The organism is Microbispora catharanthi, from assembly GCF_006334915.2.
Classification (GTDB): domain Bacteria; phylum Actinomycetota; class Actinomycetes; order Streptosporangiales; family Streptosporangiaceae; genus Microbispora; species Microbispora catharanthi.
Map to the genome: position 1 here is coordinate 527,961 of NZ_VDMA02000002.1, position 18,583 is coordinate 546,543.

Annotated in this window: 15 protein-coding genes; 5 read left to right on the forward strand and 10 right to left on the reverse strand. The window is 71.4% G+C overall.

Annotated elements, in window-relative coordinates:
- Window positions 1-116: 116 nt before the first annotated feature.
- The gene (gene uvrC / locus FH610_RS05595; protein WP_139573157.1) at window positions 117-2,123 is read right to left on the reverse strand and encodes an excinuclease ABC subunit UvrC; all 2,007 of its coding nucleotides are present in this window, start codon (window positions 2,121-2,123) and stop codon (window positions 117-119) included.
- 140 nt (window positions 2,124-2,263) lie between these two features.
- Window positions 2,264-3,436: an FAD-dependent oxidoreductase gene (locus tag FH610_RS05600; RefSeq protein ID WP_139573158.1), complete on the reverse strand. Its 1,173-nt coding sequence runs from the start codon at window positions 3,434-3,436 to the stop codon at window positions 2,264-2,266.
- Window positions 3,437-3,490: 54 nt separating this feature from the next.
- Between FH610_RS05600 and FH610_RS05605 the strand changes: the two genes are divergently transcribed.
- A complete protein-coding gene (locus tag FH610_RS05605) occupies window positions 3,491-4,183 on the forward strand; it encodes a TetR/AcrR family transcriptional regulator (protein ID WP_139573159.1) in 693 nt (230 codons plus the stop codon).
- A gap of 164 nt (window positions 4,184-4,347) precedes the next feature.
- On the opposite strand, the gene FH610_RS05610 is transcribed toward FH610_RS05605, so the two are convergent.
- Together FH610_RS05610 and uvrA are read right to left on the reverse strand one after the other, a co-directional pair.
- The gene (locus FH610_RS05610; RefSeq protein WP_139573160.1) at window positions 4,348-4,791 is read right to left on the reverse strand and encodes a Rieske (2Fe-2S) protein; all 444 of its coding nucleotides are present in this window, start codon (window positions 4,789-4,791) and stop codon (window positions 4,348-4,350) included.
- 165 nt (window positions 4,792-4,956) lie between these two features.
- On the reverse strand, window positions 4,957-7,797 hold the full coding sequence (gene uvrA, locus FH610_RS05615) for an excinuclease ABC subunit UvrA (RefSeq protein WP_139573161.1): 2,841 nt from the start codon (window positions 7,795-7,797) through the stop codon (window positions 4,957-4,959).
- A gap of 274 nt (window positions 7,798-8,071) precedes the next feature.
- On the opposite strand from uvrA, the gene FH610_RS05620 reads away from it, so the two are divergent.
- The 4 genes from FH610_RS05620 (at window position 8,072) to menC (ending at window position 12,319) form a co-directional block, all read left to right on the forward strand.
- Window positions 8,072-8,887 carry a maleylpyruvate isomerase family mycothiol-dependent enzyme gene (locus FH610_RS05620; RefSeq protein WP_139573162.1) on the forward strand — a complete coding sequence of 272 codons (816 nt, stop codon included), beginning with the start codon at window positions 8,072-8,074 and terminating at the stop codon, window positions 8,885-8,887.
- Complete coding sequence (locus tag FH610_RS05625) at window positions 8,884-9,528, forward strand: MBL fold metallo-hydrolase (RefSeq protein WP_139573163.1); 645 nt, start codon at window positions 8,884-8,886, stop codon at window positions 9,526-9,528. Before FH610_RS05620 ends, FH610_RS05625 begins: the two co-directional genes overlap by 4 nt.
- 216 nt (window positions 9,529-9,744) lie before the next feature.
- A complete protein-coding gene (locus tag FH610_RS05630) occupies window positions 9,745-11,151 on the forward strand; it encodes a GntT/GntP/DsdX family permease (protein WP_139573164.1) in 1,407 nt (468 codons plus the stop codon).
- 67 nt (window positions 11,152-11,218) lie between these two features.
- Complete coding sequence (menC, locus tag FH610_RS05635) at window positions 11,219-12,319, forward strand: o-succinylbenzoate synthase (RefSeq protein WP_139573165.1); 1,101 nt, start codon at window positions 11,219-11,221, stop codon at window positions 12,317-12,319.
- Window positions 12,320-12,372: 53 nt separating this feature from the next.
- On the opposite strand, the gene FH610_RS05640 is transcribed toward menC, so the two are convergent.
- The 6 genes from FH610_RS05640 to murJ all read right to left on the reverse strand — a co-directional run bounded on the left by FH610_RS05640 (window position 12,373) and on the right by murJ (window position 18,551).
- On the reverse strand, window positions 12,373-12,669 hold the full coding sequence (locus FH610_RS05640; protein WP_030507339.1) for a hypothetical protein: 297 nt from the start codon (window positions 12,667-12,669) through the stop codon (window positions 12,373-12,375).
- 101 nt (window positions 12,670-12,770) lie between these two features.
- Window positions 12,771-13,610 (reverse strand): CDP-diacylglycerol--serine O-phosphatidyltransferase, encoded by an 840-nt coding sequence (pssA, locus tag FH610_RS05645; protein ID WP_139573166.1) that lies wholly within the window; start codon window positions 13,608-13,610, stop codon window positions 12,771-12,773.
- Window positions 13,597-14,256, reverse strand: coding sequence for a phosphatidylserine decarboxylase (locus FH610_RS05650; RefSeq protein ID WP_139573253.1), 660 nt, complete (start codon window positions 14,254-14,256; stop codon window positions 13,597-13,599). Before FH610_RS05650 ends, pssA begins: the two co-directional genes overlap by 14 nt.
- A gap of 138 nt (window positions 14,257-14,394) precedes the next feature.
- Complete coding sequence (locus FH610_RS05655) at window positions 14,395-15,408, reverse strand: TerC family protein (protein WP_240808777.1); 1,014 nt, start codon at window positions 15,406-15,408, stop codon at window positions 14,395-14,397.
- Between the two features lie 280 nt (window positions 15,409-15,688).
- Entirely contained in the window at window positions 15,689-16,801 is a 1,113-nt protein-coding gene (locus tag FH610_RS05660) for a glycosyltransferase family 4 protein (RefSeq protein ID WP_240808778.1), read from the reverse strand.
- Between the two features lie 91 nt (window positions 16,802-16,892).
- On the reverse strand, window positions 16,893-18,551 hold the full coding sequence (murJ, locus tag FH610_RS05665; protein WP_139573167.1) for a murein biosynthesis integral membrane protein MurJ: 1,659 nt from the start codon (window positions 18,549-18,551) through the stop codon (window positions 16,893-16,895).
- Window positions 18,552-18,583 lie beyond the last annotated feature (32 nt).

The following is an 18,583-nucleotide window of genomic DNA, read 5'->3' on the forward strand; positions in this document are numbered from 1 at the left end:
CCTCTTCACCTGATCGCGCCACCGCCACGCCGGGCGACCCCGACGGCGCCCTCCCCGCTGCCCCTGCCTGCTGCCCCGGCCGGGACGGGACATGCCGAGGTGCTCGCGCGAGCACCTCACGACCCCTGCCCCGCCGGGGACGGGCTCTCACCGCGCAGCGCCGCGACGATGGCCTCGGCGGTCGCACGGCCGATGCCGGGGACCTCGCGGATCTCCTCCGCGCTCGCCTCCCGCAGCCGCTTCACCGAGCCGAAGTGCCGCAGCAGGGCCTGACGGCGTGCCGGGCCCAGGCCCGGCACGTGGTCGAGCGCGCTCTCCTTGAGCGATTTCGACCTCTTCGTCCGATGGTAGGTGATGGCGAACCTGTGCGCTTCGTCGCGGACGCGCTGTAACAGATAGAGGCCCTCGCTGCTGCGCGGCAGGATCACCGGCTGGTCGTCGCCGGGCAGCCAGACCTCCTCCAGCCGCTTGGCCAGCCCGCACACCGCGATGTCGTCGATCCCGAGCTCGTCCAGGGCGCGCTGGGCCGCCGCCGCCTGCGCCGGGCCGCCGTCCACCACCACGAGGTTGGGCGGGTAGGCGAACTTGCGAGGACGGCCGGTCTCCGGGTCGATCGGCGTCGCGGCGCCGCCGCGCTCGGCCGCTCCGTACCCGTCCGCGTCGTACCCTGCCCCGTCGTGCGCCGCCCCGTCGTGCGCCGCCGCGTCCTCCGTCTCCGCGTCCAGCTCGCCCGTCGCCGCCCGCTCCTCCAGATAACGCTTGAACCGCCGGCAGATGACCTCGTATATCGAGGCGACGTCGCCTTCCGCGGTCCTGATGGAGAAACGGCGGTACTCGCTCTTGCGGGCCAGGCCGTCCTCGAAGACCACCATCGAGGCCACGACGTTCTCGCCCTGGATGTGCGACACGTCGTAGCACTCGATCCGCAGCGGCGCCTGGTCGAGGTCGAGGGCGTCCGCGATCTCCTGCAGGGCCCGGCTGCGCGTGGTCAGGTCGCTCGCGCGGCGCAGCTTGTGCTGGGCGAGCGACTCCTTGGCGTTGCGCTCCACGGTCTCCATGAGGCTCTTCTTGTCGCCGCGCTGGGGAACGCGCAGGTCGACACGGGAACCCCGCTGCTCGCTCAGCAGCTCGATCAGTGCGGCCTCGTCCGGGGGCCGCGCCGGCACCAGGATCTCGCGGGGAATCGTCGCCTCGCCGTACATCTGGAGCAGGAACTGCTCCACCAGCTCGCCGGGGCCGGCCTCCTCGACCTTGTCGACCACCCAGCCGCGCTGCCCGCGGATCCTGCCGCCGCGCACGTAGAAGACCTGGACCGCCGCCTCGAGCGGGTCCTCGGCGAGGGCGATCACGTCGCAGTCGGTGTCGTCGCCGAGCACGACCGTCTGCTTCTCGAGGGCCCGTTGCAGCGCCTGGATGTCGTCGCGCAGCCGCGCGGCCCGCTCGTACTCCTCCACGGCCGCCGCCTCGCGCATCTCGCGCTCCAGCCGCTTGATGAAGCGGCCGGTGTTGCCGGCCATGAAGTCGCAGAAGTCCTCGGCGAGGGCGCGATGCTCATCGGGGGTGACCCGGCCGACGCAGGGCGCGGAGCACTTGTCGATGTATCCCAGCAGGCAGGGCCGCCCGATCTGGCCCGCCCGCTTGAAGACCCCCGCCGAGCACGTCCGCACGGGGAAGACGCGCAGCAGCAGGTCGACGGTCTCCCGGATGGCCCAGGCATGCGAGTAGGGGCCGAAGTAGCGGGTGCCCTTCCGCTTGGCCCCGCGCATCACCTGCACCCGGGGGAAGTCCTCCCCCATCGTCACGGCCAGGTATGGGTACGACTTGTCGTCGCGGTACTTGACGTTGAACCGGGGGTCGAACTCCTTGATCCAGGAGTATTCGAGCTGGAGCGCCTCGACCTCGGTGCCGACCACCGTCCAGTCCACGGACGCCGCGGTCGTCAGCATGGTCTGCGTCCGCGGGTGCAGGCCGGCGAAGTCCGCGAAGTACGAGTTGAGCCGCTGCCGCAGGCTCTTCGCCTTGCCCACGTAGATCACCCGGCCACCCGGGTCGCGGAAGCGGTAGACGCCTGGCGACTCAGGAATCGATCCGGGCGCCGGTCGATAAGTTGCCGGATCCGCCACACCCAAAGACTACTGGGCCCCGCCGACATTCCCGTCGCCCTCGCGGCGGCGGGACACGAACCGGCCTTTACGCTGTAGATCGCCGTGCCGCCCTGCCCCATGGAGACGTGGCCGGTCGCCGGTGCTCTCGCGCTTGACCGTCAGGATGGCTGGACTTCGTCGAAGAAGGCGAGGGCTTCGGTGGGGTCCGGGCTCACGAGGCGTTCCAGACCGGCCGTCGTGATCTTCGCCCACCTGCCGGCCCGTGCCCACATCTGCTCCTCGAAAGCGCGGATGGCCTCGTCCAGATCGCCAGGGCCCTGGCTGACGGCGACGGACTCGGCGAGTTCGGCGCCTTCCAGCATCGCGAGGTTCGCACCCACCCCCAATGGGGGCATCAGGTGGGCGGCGTCGCCCAGCAGCGTCACCCCGGGGACGTGGGTCCAGGTGTGGGGCGCGGGCAGGACGTAGAGGGGGCGGTGGACGAAAGCGGTGCCGTGGCGGAGGAGGTCGAGGACGGGAGCGGCCCAGCCGTCGAACAGAGCCAGCAGGCTTGATCGCACGGCCTCGGCGTCAGCCAGGTCCAGACCTGCGTCCAGGCCCGCGCGCCGGTTCAGGCCCATATGCCGGTCCAGGTTCGTGTGCCAGTCCAGCGGCGCGCGGAACTGGGCGTACACCTTGACGTGGCCGCCGCTGTTGCGCTGGGCGACGAGATTGCGGTTCACGCCGTACACAGCCATGGCACCGTCGCCGATCAACCGGGCGAGGTCGGGGTAGCGGGTGTCGACGTCGTCCAGGGAGGTCTCGACCGAGGTGACGCCGGTGTAGTGCGGCGTCGCGGACGAGACCGCCGGGCGGACCCGGGACCAGGCGCCGTCCGCGCCGACCACAAGGTCGAACGTCTCCTGTCGCCCGTCCGCGAAACGGACCAGCACGCCATCCCCGGTCCCCGGCACCACCTCCGTCACACCCCGCCCCCACTGAACGTCCAGGGGGCCGAGCAGCAGGTCGCGGAGTTGCCCGCGGTCGATCTCCGGATTGGCCCGGTCATCCGGACGGGGTTGCCAGTCGCGGAGGACGGTCCCGTCCGGGCCCAGGATGCGCATGGCCTGCCCCTCGGGGCGGGACAGCGCCTGGAACTCCGCCAGCAGCCCCGCCTTGTCCAGCGCGAGCTGGCCCAGATTTTCGTGCAGGTCCAGCGTGCCACCCGGGGGACGGGCGTCGGGGGCGGGATCGCGTTCGAGGACGGTGACGGGGTGATCGTGGCGGTGCAGGACGCGGGCGAAGGTAAGGCCGGCGGGGCCGCCCCCGATCACGGCGATACGATGTCTCATATCTATACACTGTATTGCTCTGAGACGGTGTATCGCAACCAGTACGATGCATGCATGACTGTGTGGGACCGGCCGGAGCCGCCGACTCGCCCCGTGCCGCTCGACCGGGAGCGCATCGTCGCCGCCGCCATCGCGCTGGCCGACGAGGGCGGGCTGGAGGCGGTGTCGTTGCGCAAGGTCGCCGCCCGGCTGGACGTCGGCCCGATGCGGCTGTACGGATACATCTCCACCAAGGAGGAGCTGTTCGACCTCATGGTGGACGAGGTCTACGCCGAGATTCTCCCCGGGGAGCAGCCCGGTGACTGGCGGGAGGTGCTACGCATCCTCGCCCACCGCACCAGGCAGGCCGCTCTCCGTCACGAATGGCTGGCCGACCTGCTCGGCGGCCGTCCGGCCCTGGGCCCGAACGCCCTCGCCGTGACTGAGGCCACGCTGGCCGCCTTCGACGGCCTCGCCGACCTCGAGACCGTCATGCGCGCTGTGGAGACGGTCAGCGCCTACTTCACCGGCGCGATCAGGCGCGAGATCGCGAACCTGCGGGCCGAGCGCGCCACGGGCCTGTCCGAGCGCGACTGGCAGCGCGCCTCCGGACCGCATGTGATGAGGATGCTGGCCACGGGCCGCTTCCCGGCACTGGCCAAGGTCGTGCACGACGGCACGGAGGTGGACGCTGAGGCGTCCTTCGCGACCGGCCTGGACTGGGTCCTCGACGCCGTGGCCGCCAAACTCGCCCGGCCGCCGGCGTGACGTTCAATCGCTTGGGATGCCGTGGGCGGCCGCCCGCCATCGCGCACGCTTCCGCGCGATGACGGGCGGCGAGGTCTCCTGGCGCCCGCAGGCGAGGGAGTGCTCGCCCGCCTGCGGCCACCGGGCACCGAGCCCGCCCGAAACACCGGACCCGGTGGCCCCCGTCAGGCGAGGGTGATGCTGTCGCCGCTCACCGTGATCTTCTTCTCGGCCAGCGGCTTGGCCGCCGGGCCGTTGGTCACGGAGCCGTCCTTGGCGCTGAACTTGCTGCCGTGGCACGGGCAGACGATCTCGTTGTTCGAGACGCTCGCGACCGGGCAGCCCTGGTGGGTGCACTTCGCGCTGAACGCCTTGAACTCGCCGGCCGCCGGCTGCGTGACGACGACGTCCTGGTCCTTGAAGACCTTGCCGCCGCCCTCGGGGATGTCGGAGGTCTTCGCGAGCTCGCCTCCGCCCTGTGCCGCCTGGGACTGGCCGTCCTGGGACCCGCCCTGGTCCGCCGACGCCGTCATGTCGTCCCCGTCGGAGGCACCGCACGCGCTCAGCGCCACCGCCAGCCCGGCGCCTCCGGCGCCGAAGATCACGGCCCGGCGTGTCGTATCCGTCATGCTCATCCTTCCCTGATGCGGCGGCCCGGGACGTCCACGGCCCCGGGTCCTTCCCCTGCGCGACGCGTCACCCTGTGTGTCCTCAGGTACGGCCATCACCCCGTGGCCGGTTCACAGTGACGCGGTCGGAAGCAGAACAGTAGGGAGAAATCATGAGACGAACACTCATACGCCCAAAATCTTGCGCAGGAACGCGCCGGTGTGGCTCTCCTCGACCCGGGCGACCTCCTCGGGCGTGCCGGCGACGATGACCCTGCCGCCTCCGGACCCGCCCTCGGGCCCCATGTCCACGATCCAGTCGGCGGTCTTGATGACGTCGAGGTTGTGCTCGATCACGATCACCGTGTTGCCGGCGTCCACGAGCCGGTTGAGCACGCCGAGAAGCCGCCTGATGTCCTCGAAGTGCAGGCCGGTGGTGGGCTCGTCCAGCACGTACACGGTGCGGCCGGTCGAGCGCCGCTGCAGCTCGGAGGCGAGCTTAACCCGCTGCGCCTCGCCGCCGGACAGGGTGGTCGCGGGCTGGCCCAGCCGTACGTAACCGAGACCGACGTCGTTGAGGGTCTGCAGGTGACGGCGGATGGCGGGGATCGCCTCGAAGAACTCCAGCGCCTCCTCGATCGGCATGTCGAGGACCTCGGAGATCGTCTTGCCCTTGTAGTGGACCTCCAGCGTCTCCCGGTTGTATCGGGCGCCGTGGCAGACCTCACAGGGGACGTAGACGTCCGGCAGGAAGTTCATCTCGATCTTGATGGTGCCGTCGCCGGAGCACGCCTCGCAGCGCCCGCCCTTGACGTTGAAGCTGAACCGGCCCTGCAGGTAACCGCGGACCTTCGCCTCGGTCGTGGCCGCGAACAGCTTGCGCACATGGTCGAAGACGCCCGTGTACGTCGCCGGGTTGGACCTCGGCGTACGGCCGATCGGCGACTGGTCGACGTGGACGACCTTGTCCACCAGGTCGGTGCCGACGACTCGGGAGTGCCGTCCTGGCACGGTCTTCGCGCCGTTCAGCTCCTTGGCCAGCGCGGCGTACAGGATGTCGTTGACCAGCGTCGACTTGCCGGACCCCGAGACGCCGGTGACCGCCGTGAAGACGCCGAGCGGGAACTCGACGTCCACCCCCTTCAGGTTGTGCTCACGGGCGCCCTTCACGACGAGCTGCCGCTTCTTGTCCCGCGGACGCCGGATCTCCGGCGCGGTGATCGCCTTGCGTCCCGACAGGTAGGCGCCGGTCAGCGACTCCTCGCTGGCGAGCAGGTCCTGCACGGTGCCGGACACGACGACCTGGCCGCCGTGCTCGCCCGCGCCGGGGCCGATGTCGACCACCCAGTCGGCGGCGGCGATCGTGTCCTCGTCGTGCTCGACCACGATCAGCGTGTTGCCCATGTCGCGCAGCCGGATCAGTGTCTCCAGCAGGCGCTGGTTGTCCCGCTGGTGCAGGCCGATGGACGGCTCGTCCAGCACGTACAGCACGCCGACCAGGCCGGAGCCGATCTGGGTGGCCAGCCGGATCCGCTGCGCCTCGCCGCCCGCCAGCGTGCCGGCGGCGCGGTCGAGGGTGAGGTAGTCGAGGCCGACGTCGAGCAGGAAGCCCAGCCGGGCGTTGATCTCCTTGACCACCCGCTCGGCGATGTGCATGTCCCGCTCGGACAGCCGCAGGCCGGACAGGAACTTGGCGCAGTCGGCGATCGACATGCCCGAGACCTCGGCGATCGAGGCCTCACCCACGGTCACGGCCAGCGAGACCGGCTTGAGGCGGCGGCCCTTGCAGGCCGGGCAGGGCACCTCGCGCATGAAGCCCTCGAACCGCTCCCTGCTGGCGTCGCTCTCCGACTCGGCGTGCCGGCGCTGGACCCAGGGGATCACGCCCTCGAACTCGGTGTAGTAGGACCGCTGCCTGCCATACCGGTTGCTGTAGCGGATGTGGACCTGCTCGTCGTGGCCGTGCAGGATCGCCTTCTGCGCCTTCTTCGGCAGCCGCTCCCAGGGGGTGTCGAGGTCGAAGCCGAGCGCGTTGCCCAGCGCCTCAAGCAGCCGCACGAAGTAGTCGCTGGTGTGGCCGTTCGCCCACGGGCTGACCGCACCGTCGCCCAGCGTGCGCTCGGGGTCGGGCACAAGGAGGTCGGGGTCGACCTCCATGCGGGTGCCGAGGCCGGTGCACTCGGGGCAGGCGCCGAAGGGCGAGTTGAACGAGAACGACCGGGGCTCCAGCTCCTCGAACGACAGGTCGTCGTAGGGGCAGTAGAGGTGCTCGGAGTAGAAGCGCTCACGGTTGGGGTCGTCGTCGGGAAGGTCGACGAAGTCGAGCGTGATCGTGCCGCCGGACAGCTGCAGCGCCGTCTCCACCGAGTCGGTGAGCCTGCGCCGCGCGCTCTCCTTCACCGACAGCCGGTCGACGATCACCTCGATGTCGTGCTTCTCGTACTTCTTGAGGGTGGGCGGCTCCTCCAGTCGCACGATCGTGCCGTCCACGCGGGCGCGGGCGTAGCCCTTGGTCTGCAGCTCGCGGAACAGCTCGGCGTACTCGCCCTTGCGGCCGCGGATGATCGGGGCGAGGACCTGGAACCGGGTGCCCTCCTCCAGTTCGAGCACACGGTCCACGATCTGCTGCGGTGTCTGGCGGGCGATCGGGCGCTCGCACTGCGGGCAGTGCGGCTTGCCGATGCGCGCCCAGAGCAGACGCAGGTAGTCGTAGACCTCGGTGATCGTGCCGACGGTCGAACGGGGGTTGCGGCTGGTGGACTTCTGGTCGATGGAGACGGCCGGGGAAAGGCCCTCGATGAAGTCCACGTCGGGCTTGTCCATCTGACCCAGGAACTGCCGGGCGTACGCGGACAGGGACTCCACGTATCGCCGCTGTCCCTCGGCGAAGATCGTGTCGAAGGCCAGGCTGGACTTGCCGGAGCCCGAGAGCCCGGTGAAGACGATCAGAGCGTCTCGCGGGAGGTCGAGCGAGACGTCCTTCAGGTTGTGTTCGCGTGCGCCACGCACGATCAGGCGGTCAGCCACGGTGGTCCCGATAGGTCGATGAGGTGAATGGAGGTGCACGGGCAGGCTATCCAGAGCCACCGACAATTTCGGGGGGGGCATCGTCCGGCGGCCGGAGGGGGCGGCCCCGCGTGCTTTCGTGGGACACGCTCCGTGAACCAGAGTATGAGCTTCGTCAAACCCGCGCCCGGCATCCGCGCGAAACCCCTGCTCATACAACCGCCGGGGGCGCCGTCCTCTTCCCTCGCGGTTACGGGGACGGCGGCCGGGGAGTCCAGGGTCCATGATTCTGTCCATGTCCGTTATCGACGAGATCGAGCGGGAGCTGACCGAGGCGACCGAGCGCCTGCTGGCGACCGCCGCCCGCCTCACCGACGAGGATCTCCGCGCGCCGTCCCTGCTGCCCGGGTGGACGAGGGGACACGTGCTCGCGCATATCGCCCGCAACGCCGACAGCTACGTCAACCTGCTGGCCTGGGCACGCACGGGGGTGCGCACCCCGCAGTACGCGTCGGCGCGGGCCCGCGAGGCCGGCATCGAGGCGGGCGCCGGCCGCCCGGCCGGTGAACAGCTCGCCGACCTGCGCGACAGCGCGGAGCGGTTCGCCGCGGCGGTCGGGCAGATGCCCGCAGAGGCGTGGACCGCGCCGGTCTCGGGGATGAACCCGCCCGACCACCCCGCCTGGTACGTCCCGATCCGCCGGCTCAGGGAGGTCGAGGTGCACCACGCCGACCTCGGGGCAGGCTACGGATGGGCCGACTGGCCCGAGACGTACGTGAGGCGAGAGCTGTACGACACGATGCTCTGGCTCGGCGACGAGAGCCCGGTGGGCGAGGTCGTCGCCCTCGACCCGGGCACCGGCGATGTCCTGAGGACGTGGACCGGCCTCGGCGACGGCCCGGCCGTGGAGGGCACGCCGCGCGAGCTGCTCGCCTGGCTCACGGGCAGGACCGACGGCACGGGCCTGCGACTCGCTTCACCTCAGGGGCACCTCCAGCAGGCCGGGAGGCCGCCGTCCCCGCCGCCCTGGCCGAAGCCGTCCCCGGCGGGGCTGCCCGCCGAGCCACCGTCGTCCTGGCCGCCGCCGGGAACCAGAGAGGAACGATCATGACCTATACCGGAAACGTCACCAAGGGCGGACCCGCCGAGGTACGCGAGGTCCCCGGGCTGACGATCTCGAAGATCGAGGTCGGCGACTTCGGCAACAACGCCTACCTGCTCCGGTGCACGGAGACCGGCGACGGGCTGTTGATCGACGCGGCGGCCGAGCCCGACCGGCTCCTCGACCTCATCGGCGACATGCCGATCAGCTCGATCGTGACCACCCACCGGCACCGCGACCACTGGGGGGCCCTGAAGGAAGTCGCCCGCGCCACCGGCGCGCAGACCGTCGCCCACCCCCTCGACGCCCCCGAGCTGCCGGTGAAGATCACCCGGGAGGTCGGGCACGGCGACCGGGTGACGGTCGGCGTGGTGACGCTGGACGTCATCCACCTGCGCGGCCACACCCCCGGCTCGATCGCGCTGCTCTATCAGGACCGCCACCTGTTCACCGGCGACTCCCTGTTCCCCGGCGGCGTCGGCAACACCCAGAAGGACCCGGCGCGGTTCGAGCAGCTGTTCACGGACGTGGTGGAACGGATCTTCGATCGTCTTTCCGACGAGACGTGGGTCTACCCCGGCCACGGCAGGGACACCACGCTCGGCGCCGAGCGGCCGCACCTGCCCGAGTGGAAGGCCCGCGGCTGGTGACGTGACACACGCCAGGACGGCCGGCGTCCCGCAGCGGACGGCCGGCCTCGTCCCGGCGCCTCCGGTCCGATCGAGCCGGGGCCGTGTGATCCGTGCGGCGTGAGCCGAACCACCCGATCCGGATCGCATGATTCGGGGACGCGTGAGCCGGTTCTCGTGATTCGGAGGGCTCCTGTGGGGCAGCGGCTACCGCACGGACCGTCGGAGGAGCCCCGGATGACCCCCCTCGTGACCCCCCTCGCGAGCACGGCCGCGTGGAGCGGCGACGACACCCGCCTCATCGTGGCCGCCCTGGCCGGCATCGCGGTCATCGTGCTGCTGATCACGAAGCTGCGGACCCACCCGTTCCTCGCCCTCGCGCTCGGCTCGGGTGTGCTCGGCCTGGTGGCCGGCATGGCCCCCGAGAAGCTGATCGACAGCTTCTCCGCCGGACTCGGCTCGACCGTGGCCGGCGTCGGTGTGCTCATCGCCCTCGGGGCCATGCTGGGCAAGCTGCTGGCCGACTCGGGCGGGGCCGAGGAGATCGTGGACGGCATCCTGCGTCGCAGCGGCGACCGCGCCCTGCCGTGGGCGATGACGCTCATCGCGGTGCTCATCGGACTGCCGATGTTCTTCGAGATCGGGCTGGTCCTGCTGATTCCCGTCATCCTGCTGGTGGCCCGGCGCAGTGGCCGTCCGCTGCTGCTGATCGCGATCCCCGCTCTGGCGGGCCTGTCCGTCCTGCACGGCCTGGTGCCCCCGCATCCCGGGCCGCTGGTCGCGATCGACACGCTCAAGGCGGACCTCGGGCTCACGCTCGGGCTGGGCCTGCTGGTGGCGATCCCGACCGTGGTCGTGTCCGGCCCGCTGTTCGCCAGGTTCGCCGCCCGGTGGGTGCGGCCGGCGCCGCCCGAGCGCCTCGGACGCGAGCAGACCCAGGAGTCTGAGAACACGGTGCCGGGGGACGCCGACCGCCCCCGGCCGGGGTTCGGCGTCACGGTGGCCACGATCCTGCTTCCTGTCGTGCTGATGCTGGGCCGGGCCGTCGCGGAGATCGTCCTGCCGGAGGGCCACGCGGTGCGCACCGTGTTCGAGGTCCTCGGCACTCCCCTGATCGCCCTGCTGATCGGCGTGATCGTGGCGATGTTCACGCTGGGCCGCGCCGCGGGCTTCGGCCGGGCCCGGATCTCCTCGGCGATCGCCGACTCGCTGCCGCCGATCGCCGGGATCCTGCTCATCGTGGGCGCGGGCGGGGGATTCAAGCAGACCCTGATCGACTCGGGCGTCGGGAAGGTCATCGGCGAGGCCGCGCAGGGAGCCCACGTGCCCGTGCTCGTGCTCGGCTGGCTGATCGCCGTCGGGATCCGGCTGGCCACCGGTTCCGCCACGGTCGCCACGATCTCCGCCGCCGGGATCGCCGCGCCGCTGGCGGCCGGGCTCTCCCCCGCCCACGTCGCCCTGCTCGTGCTCGCCATCGGCGCCGGGTCGCTGTTCTTCTCCCACGTGAACGACGCCGGGTTCTGGCTGGTCAAGGAGTACCTCGGGATGTCCGTCGGCGAGACGATCAGGAGCTGGTCGGTGATGGAGTCGATCATCTCGGTGGTGTCGTTCTGCTGCGTGCTCCTGCTCGGGCTGGTGGTCTGAGGACCGCGGAACGGCGTCCGTATAGTGGTCGGCGCACACCGTCCTTCCCCTGGAGCCCGGGCACCTCATGGAGATCACTGGAATCGAACTGCGCCGGATCGCGATGCCGCTCGTCGCGCCGTTCCGGACGTCGTTCGGCACCGAAACCAGCCGCGACGTCCTGCTGGTGCGGGTGGTGACGCCGCGGGCCGAGGGCTGGGGCGAGTGCGTGGCGATGTCCGAGCCGCTGTACTCCTCCGAGTACGTGGACGCGGCGGCCGACGTGCTGCGGCGCTTCCTGATCCCCGCGCTGCCCCGCGAGCTGGACCCCCAGGCCGTCGGTCCCGCCCTCGCGCCGTTCAAGGGCCACAGGATGGCCAAGGCGGCGCTGGAGGCCGCGGCGCTCGACGCGTCGCTCCGGATCACCGGCGAGTCCTTCGCCCGCTACCTCGGCGCCACCCGCGACCGCGTCCCCTGCGGCGTCTCGGTCGGGATCATGGGCTCGGTGGCCGAACTGCTCGACATGGTCGGGGCGTACGTCGAGGAGGGGTACGTACGGGTCAAGCTGAAGATCGGGCCGGGGTGGGACGTGACGCCGGTCCGCGCGGTCCGCGAGCGCTTCGGGGAGGACCTGCTGCTCCAGGTGGACGCCAACGCGGCCTACACCCTCGCGGACGCCCGTCACCTGTCCCGGCTGGACGACTTCGATCTCCTACTGATCGAGCAGCCGCTGGCCGACGACGACCTCGTGCAGCACGCCCGGCTCGCCCGGTCGATCCGCACGCCGATCTGCCTGGACGAGTCGATCGAGTCGGCCGCCCACGCGGCGGCGGCCATCAGCCTCGGCGCGTGCTCGGTGATCAACATCAAGCCGGGGCGGGTGGGCGGATACCTGGAGGCCCGGCGCATCCACGACCTGTGCCGCGCCCACGGCGTCGCGGTGTGGTGCGGCGGCATGCTGGAGACCGGGATCGGGCGGGCGGCCAACGTCGCGTTGGCCGCGCTGCCCGGCTTCACGCTCCCGGGCGACACCTCCGCCTCCCGGCGCTACTTCCACACCGACGTGACCCCGCCGTTCGAGCTGGACGGCGGGCACCTCGACGTGCCGGACGGCCCGGGGCTGGGCGTGACCCCCGTCCCGGACGTCCTGGACGAGGTCACCACGGCGACGGAGTGGATCCGGCTGTGACGCGATCCGGCTGTGACGGGCCCGAACCGGTCAGACGTCGCCGAGAGCCCAGGTCAGGCGTCGCCGAGGGCAGGGTGCGGCCGGGGCTCGCCGGTGGTGAAGACCTTCACGATGCGGTCGGCCGCGAGAGCGGGCTCCTCCGCGCTCTCGACCACGTCGCCCCAGGACCAGCGGTAGAACCAGCCATCCGACATCGCGACGCAGTCCACGGTCTCGGTGAACAGCGCCGCGTCCGGGTCGCGGACCTTCAGCGACGGCGGGTCGGGGCGCAGGGACGCCTCCAGCCCTCGCAGCTCAAGCTCCCGGGCCAGTTTGCCGAGGAAGTACGTCCGGGTGTGCTCACGAGGCATGGCGACCAGGGCTCCATTGGACTAGGCGTTTTCTCCACGTGATTGGCCCGGGCCCAAGGTGGCGGGCCCCAGCCGACCGGGGCCCTGTTCGTGCGACGACGTCAGCCCGCGTTCTCCGAGCGTCGTTCCCTGCGCTGCTGCTGTTTGAACATGAGAACGCGAAGCGGAATCGCGGACACGATCGCGATCTGCATGGTGGCGCCCACCTTGATCAGCTGGTCGCCGCCCGTGAGACCGGCCGCCCAGATCGTCAGGCAGGCCACGTTGATCAGCATCCAGGCCAGCACGACGGCGGCCAGGTTGCCCTTCGGCTTGGGGTATTCGATCCGGCTGACCATGAGCCAGGCCACGGCGAAGATGGCGGCGAGCGTGACGTAGTTCGGCTGGAAGAGCAGCACGATCGACACCACGGTCATCGCGCCCATCGGGATCGGCAGCCCCATGAAGTCGCCGCTCTTGGTCTTCACGCAGGCGAAGCGGGCCAGCCGTACGACGCCGGCGAGCAGGACGGACCCGGCCGCGCACAGCACCAGCCACAGCGGGAGCTTGCCGGAGAAGCCGGCCCAGATCATCACCATGAAGGCGGGAGCGAAGCCGAAGCTGATCACGTCGGCGAGGTTGTCCAGCTCGGCGCCCATCGCGGACGCGCGGAACTTCCTGGCCACCAGGCCGTCGAACAGGTCGCAGGTCGCGCCGATGAGCAGCAGCACCACGGCCGTGCCGAAGAAGCGCGGGTCGGGGACGAACTTGACGCCGGCCTGCAGGTTGCTGATCGCCGACCAGGCGAGCACGCAGACGGCGAGGAAGCCGCTGAGGGCGTTGCCGAGCGAAAGGGAGTCGGCGGCAGACAGGCGGAAGGCCTTGCCGACGGGCCCGCGCGGCTCCTCATCCACCTCCTCCACCGGCCAGGCGGCTTCGGCCCCGAGGTCAGATGTGGTCAAGGCGTGTCACCCCCGCGACAGTCCGGGTGCCGACGGTGACCGCCGGCTTGATGCCCTCGGGCAGGTAGACGTCCACCCGGGAGCCGAAACGGATCAGTCCGACCCGCTCGCCCTGGGCGACCTTCGCGCCCGCGAACAGGTAGGGCACGATGCGGCGCGCGACGGCGCCGGCGATCTGCACCATCTCGATGTCCCCGAGCGCGGTGTCGAAATGCCACACGACACGCTCGTTCTTGTCGCTGTCCTTGTTGAACGCGGGCACGAAGCCGCCGGGCACGTGCTCGACCGCGGTCACCGTGCCGGCCGCGGGCGCCCGGTTGACGTGCACGTTCAGCGGGCTCATGAAGATCGCGACCCTGGTGCGGCCGTCCGGCCACGGGTCGATGCTCTGCACGACGCCGTCGGCGGGCGAGATGAGCCTGCCCTCGCCGGGCGCCCGCTCGGGGTCGCGGAAGAACCACAGCATCCCGCCGGTGAGGGCGGCGAGCGGCGCCGCGGCCAGCGCCCAACGGGGCGACCTGCGGGTGAGAACGGCGGTGACGGCCGCCGCCGCGGCGGTCGGAGCCAGCCACGGGGAGACCCCGCGTGCGAGCCTGACTCGGCCCCGGGCACTTCCCGCGAGCCCGGATTCAGGGCCGCGGGGCAACGATTCGTTGGACACAGATGACCTTTGTACTCTTCTGGCGACTATGGAGCGGCATGCGAGCTAACGATCGATATTACCGATCCGGCAGTCAATGCGTGGCACAACGAGAACAAGCAAACAGGGTGAGTGCCCGTTTCGCTAGCCCTGCGGGGCTTCCGCCTGAGACGCCTCCGTCTGGGAGGCTTCCGCCGGAGTAATGGTCCTGTCGTCGCGACGAGCCTTGATGAGACTGGCGACGGTGGTCACGGCCATGGTCGCGCCGATGACCGCCAGCGACACCCAGATGGGGATCTGAGGGGCCCAGGGGACCTCGTTCTCGTGAAGTGCTTCGAGAATCAGCTTAACCCCGATGAAACCGAGGATGAACGCCAATCCGTAGCTGATGTAGACCAGCCGCTGCAGCAGTCCGCCGAGCAGGAAGTAGAGCTGACGCAGCCCCATCAGGGCGAACGCGTTCGCGGAGAACACGATGAAGGCCGCCTTCGTGAGGCCGAAGATGGCCGGGATCGAGTCGAGGGCGAACAGCAGATCCGTGGTGCCGATGGCGATCATCACGATCAGCATGGGCGTCACCATGCGCCTGCCGTCCACCCGCACGGTCACCCGGGAGCCGACGTAGTCGGGGGTGGTCGGGAAGACCCGCCGGGCCCAGCGCAGGAGGATGTTCTCGTTGAACTCCTCGTCCTCCTTGTTGTGGTCCCGGACCAGCGTGTACGCCGTGTAGATGAGGAAGGCCCCGAACGCGTACAGCAGCCAGCCGAAGCGGCTCAGCGCGGCGGCCCCGATGGCGATGAAGATCCCGCGCATGACGAGCGCGAGGACGATGCCGACCAGCAGGACCTTGTGCTGGTAGATCCGGGGCACCCCGAAGCGGGTCATGATGATGTAGAAGATGAACAGGTTGTCGACGCTGAGGCTGTATTCCGTCAGATAGCCCGCGAAGAACTCGCCACCTGTCCCGGCACCGGCCCAGACCGTTAACCCGATGCCGAACAACACGGCCAGGCAGACGTAGAAACCCACCCAGATGCCGGCCTGCCGCATGGAGAACTCGCGTGGTTCACCACGATCGACGATCCACAGGTCGACGGCGACCACGACGACGAGACCCACGATGACCAGGGCCCACAACCACAGGGGCGCATGTACCACGATTACCTCCGGCGCGCGCTGAACACACTGCCGGAGGTCTCTCCCGCCCGTACGCGCACGGCGGACCGACGGCCCCGGGTGCTGACACCGTGATGACGGAACCGCCGCGAAGGGATACTCCCCCCCAACCCGTCCAGTATATGGATCAGACTTAGCGTCACCTAATCCTTGCCGGAACGTCGTCGTTCGTCGGAGAAAACAGGCGACGGCTCACCAGGCCGACGGTCTTGCGTCACCGGCGCGAGAGGGTGGTCGCACCCTCCCGCCACCCCGGTCGCCACTACGGCGCCAGCCCGTACGCCGCGAGCACCGCTCGCAGCGCCGCGTCCTCGTCGGGCAGCTCGCGGCCCCGGCGCGCGGACGCCTGCGCCAGGCGGGCGGCCAGGGCGGGCTCGCCGAGCAGGCGGCCGATCTCCCGGCTCAGCGCCCCGGGGTCCTGCGGCGGCACCAGCAGGGCCGCCTCGCCCACCATCGCGGGAACGCCGCCCACCCGGGTCGCGATGATCGGCCTGCCCGCCCGCAGCGCCTCCTGGACGCTCAGCGGCTGCCCTTCCCATCTGCTGGGCACGATCACCGCCGTCGCGACCTGGAGCAGGTCTGCCGGCTCGGCCCAGCCGTACAGGACCACGGGCAGTTCCTCGGCGTCGACGCGGGCCTGAAGCTCCTCGCGCAGCGGTCCGTCGCCCGCGATCACGAAGACCGGGTCCCCCTTGTACGGCCCGGCCGCCGCGTCGAGCAGCGTCTCCAGGCCCTTCTGCTGGGCCAGCCGGGCGACCGTGAGCAGGATCGGCCGCTCCTGCGCGGCCTGCGGCGCGTGCCCCGCGCCGGACAGCCGGGTGGCGATCTCGGCCCGCACGTCCTCGGCCGAGCGGGCGGGTTCTGCGAGCGGCGGCGCGGGCACCACCGCGAGGTCCACCCCCCGGGCGCCCCTGGCCCGCATGCGCTCCGCGACGTCCGGCGAGATGGCCAGCACGCGGTCCGCACGGCGGGCGACGATCCGTTCCAGCAGCCGGTAGACCGCGCCGATCGCGCCGCCCGCCGTGACCGCGTTGTGCAGGGTGACCACGAGGCGCGGCCACCCCCGCGACCCCGTGAGAGCGAGCGCGGCCAGCGCGCCGGCCCGCAGTCCGTGGGCGTGGACGACGTCCGCGCCGCGGGCGAGCCCGCGTAGACGCAGAGCGGTCCGCAGGTCGTGCGCGGGGTGCGGCCGGTCGGCGATGTCGACCTCGGCGAAGCCCGCGCCGGTGCCACTGAAAGAGAAGGCCTCCTCGGTGCCGCCGGGACCCGCGACCAGCACGCGGTGTCCCCGCGTGACCAGCCCGCCGGCGAGCATCCGCACGTGCCGGGCCACGCCCCCCACGCTCGATCCCAGCACGAGCACGACACGACTCACGCCCGCTCCTCGTCCCCGGCTCGGAGTCCGGCCATGCCGGAGGCGTGCGATTCGGCGCCTCGCCAGACGCTGTGCCTACTGATCCGCTCGCTCATACCGCCTCCTCGGCCGACGGGTCCGCCGGGCTCGCACCTCTTCCACGCCTCACTCCGGACAGGGCGGCGGTAACGTCCCCGCGGTCCACGAGCGCGGCGACGAGGACTCCCGCGACCACGGCCGTCAGACCTGCCAGAGCGGCCGTCAGGAGGCCGCCCCACGGTCCTTCGCCCGACAGGGGAAGCCGGGCGGCCGCCGCGCCCGCGAGGAAGCCCGCGCCCCCGCCCAGCAGGGCGGCCAGACCGGCCCGCGAGACGCCGTGGGCGGCCCGCGCGCCTCGCGCCCGCACGACCGAGGCCAGCAGCAGCCCGGCCCCCACCGTCATGCCGGCCGCCTGGCCGAGCGCGAGCCCGCCCAGGCCCCAGCCGTCCGGTAGCACGAGGACGAACGCCACCTGGGCCACGGCGACGACCAGCCACCCGGCGACCTGTCCCCGGGCCGCCGCCCTGCCCTGTCCCGCGGCGTACAGCACCCGGCTGAGGTGGGCCACCAGGCCATACCCGATGAGCCCCGGCGCGAACAGCGCGATCCCCCTGGCGAACTCCGTCGCGGCGACCGCGGTGTCGGCCCCGGCGAGGAAGACGTGCGCGACCGGCACCGCGACCGCGGCGAGCGCGCCGGCCGCCAGGCCGCAGACCAGCACGACCGCGCGCGTCGTCCGCGCCGCCAGCGCCGCGAAGCCCTCGCCCGTGTCCTCGGCCTGCGCCCGCGCGGCGAGCGCGGGGAACGCGCTGGTCGCGATGGGCACCGCGAGCACGGCGTACGGCACCTGGTAGATCGCCCACGCGTAGTTGTAGGCGGGCAGCGCGCCCCCGCCGACGCGGTTGGCGACGGGGATGAGGATCGCCGCGGCGGCCTGCTGGGCGACCAGCGCGCTCAGCCCGGCCAGGGCGAGCCGCCGCACCTGTACGGCGACGCCCTCGGGAAAGCGGAGCGTGGGCCGCCACCGCAGGCCGAGCCGCCACGTGGGCCCGACCACGGTGACGACCAGAGCCAGCACGCCGAGCGTCGTGCCCGCCGACAGCGCGATCTCGGCCGGTCCTGGCACCGTTGCGGGGTCCTTGTGGCCGCCGCTGAGCGGCCCGAAGGCCAGGTAGGCGACGATGACCACCACGCTCGACACCAGCGGCGCCAGCGCCGGCCCCGAGAACCGGCGATGGGCCTGCAGCACGCCGTAGAGCACCACGGCCATGCCGTACAACGGGATCTGCGGCGCGAAGACGACGAGCATGCGCGCGGCCACGGCGGCGACCTGACCGGCGTCGCAGTGGTCTATCTCGGCGCCGACGAGCAGCCTCGCCACCGGTGCCGCGACCAGGGCGGTCAGCGCCGCGAGCGGCACCAGCAGCACGACCACCCAGGTCAGCAGCGCGGAGGCGATCCGGCCGACCTCCGCACGTGCCCCGCCGTCCGATCTTGCGGCGGCGCCGGCGAGCACCGGGACGACCATCCCGGCGAGCGCGCCGCCCACCACGACCTCGAAGACGATGTTCGGCACGTTGTTGGCCGTGTAGTAGGCGGTCGCCAGGCAGTTCGTGCCGACCGTGCGCGCGAACGCCAGTTGCTTGGCGAAGCCGGTCACCCGCGCCAGGACCGTGATGACCCCGATGAGGACCGCCGCCCCCGCGATCCCCGCCCCGAGCCGTCTAACCATGCCGCTTATCCATGCCGCTTATCCATGCCGGT

Excerpts from the sequence above, each read along its gene's own strand:
- FH610_RS05600 (WP_139573158.1), bottom strand. The coding sequence starts at position 3,436 with ATGAGACATCGTATCGCCGTGATCGGGGGCGGCCCCGCCGGCCTTACC.
- FH610_RS05605 (WP_139573159.1), top strand. The coding sequence starts at position 3,491 with ATGACTGTGTGGGACCGGCCGGAGCCGCCGACTCGCCCCGTGCCGCTC.
- FH610_RS05610 (WP_139573160.1), bottom strand. The coding sequence starts at position 4,791 with ATGACGGATACGACACGCCGGGCCGTGATCTTCGGCGCCGGAGGCGCC.
- FH610_RS05620 (WP_139573162.1), top strand. The coding sequence starts at position 8,072 with ATGTCCGTTATCGACGAGATCGAGCGGGAGCTGACCGAGGCGACCGAG.
- FH610_RS05625 (WP_139573163.1), top strand. The coding sequence starts at position 8,884 with ATGACCTATACCGGAAACGTCACCAAGGGCGGACCCGCCGAGGTACGC.
- FH610_RS05630 (WP_139573164.1), top strand. The coding sequence starts at position 9,745 with ATGACCCCCCTCGTGACCCCCCTCGCGAGCACGGCCGCGTGGAGCGGC.
- menC (WP_139573165.1), top strand. The coding sequence starts at position 11,219 with ATGGAGATCACTGGAATCGAACTGCGCCGGATCGCGATGCCGCTCGTC.
- FH610_RS05640 (WP_030507339.1), bottom strand. The coding sequence starts at position 12,669 with ATGCCTCGTGAGCACACCCGGACGTACTTCCTCGGCAAACTGGCCCGG.
- murJ (WP_139573167.1), bottom strand. The coding sequence starts at position 18,551 with ATGGTTAGACGGCTCGGGGCGGGGATCGCGGGGGCGGCGGTCCTCATC.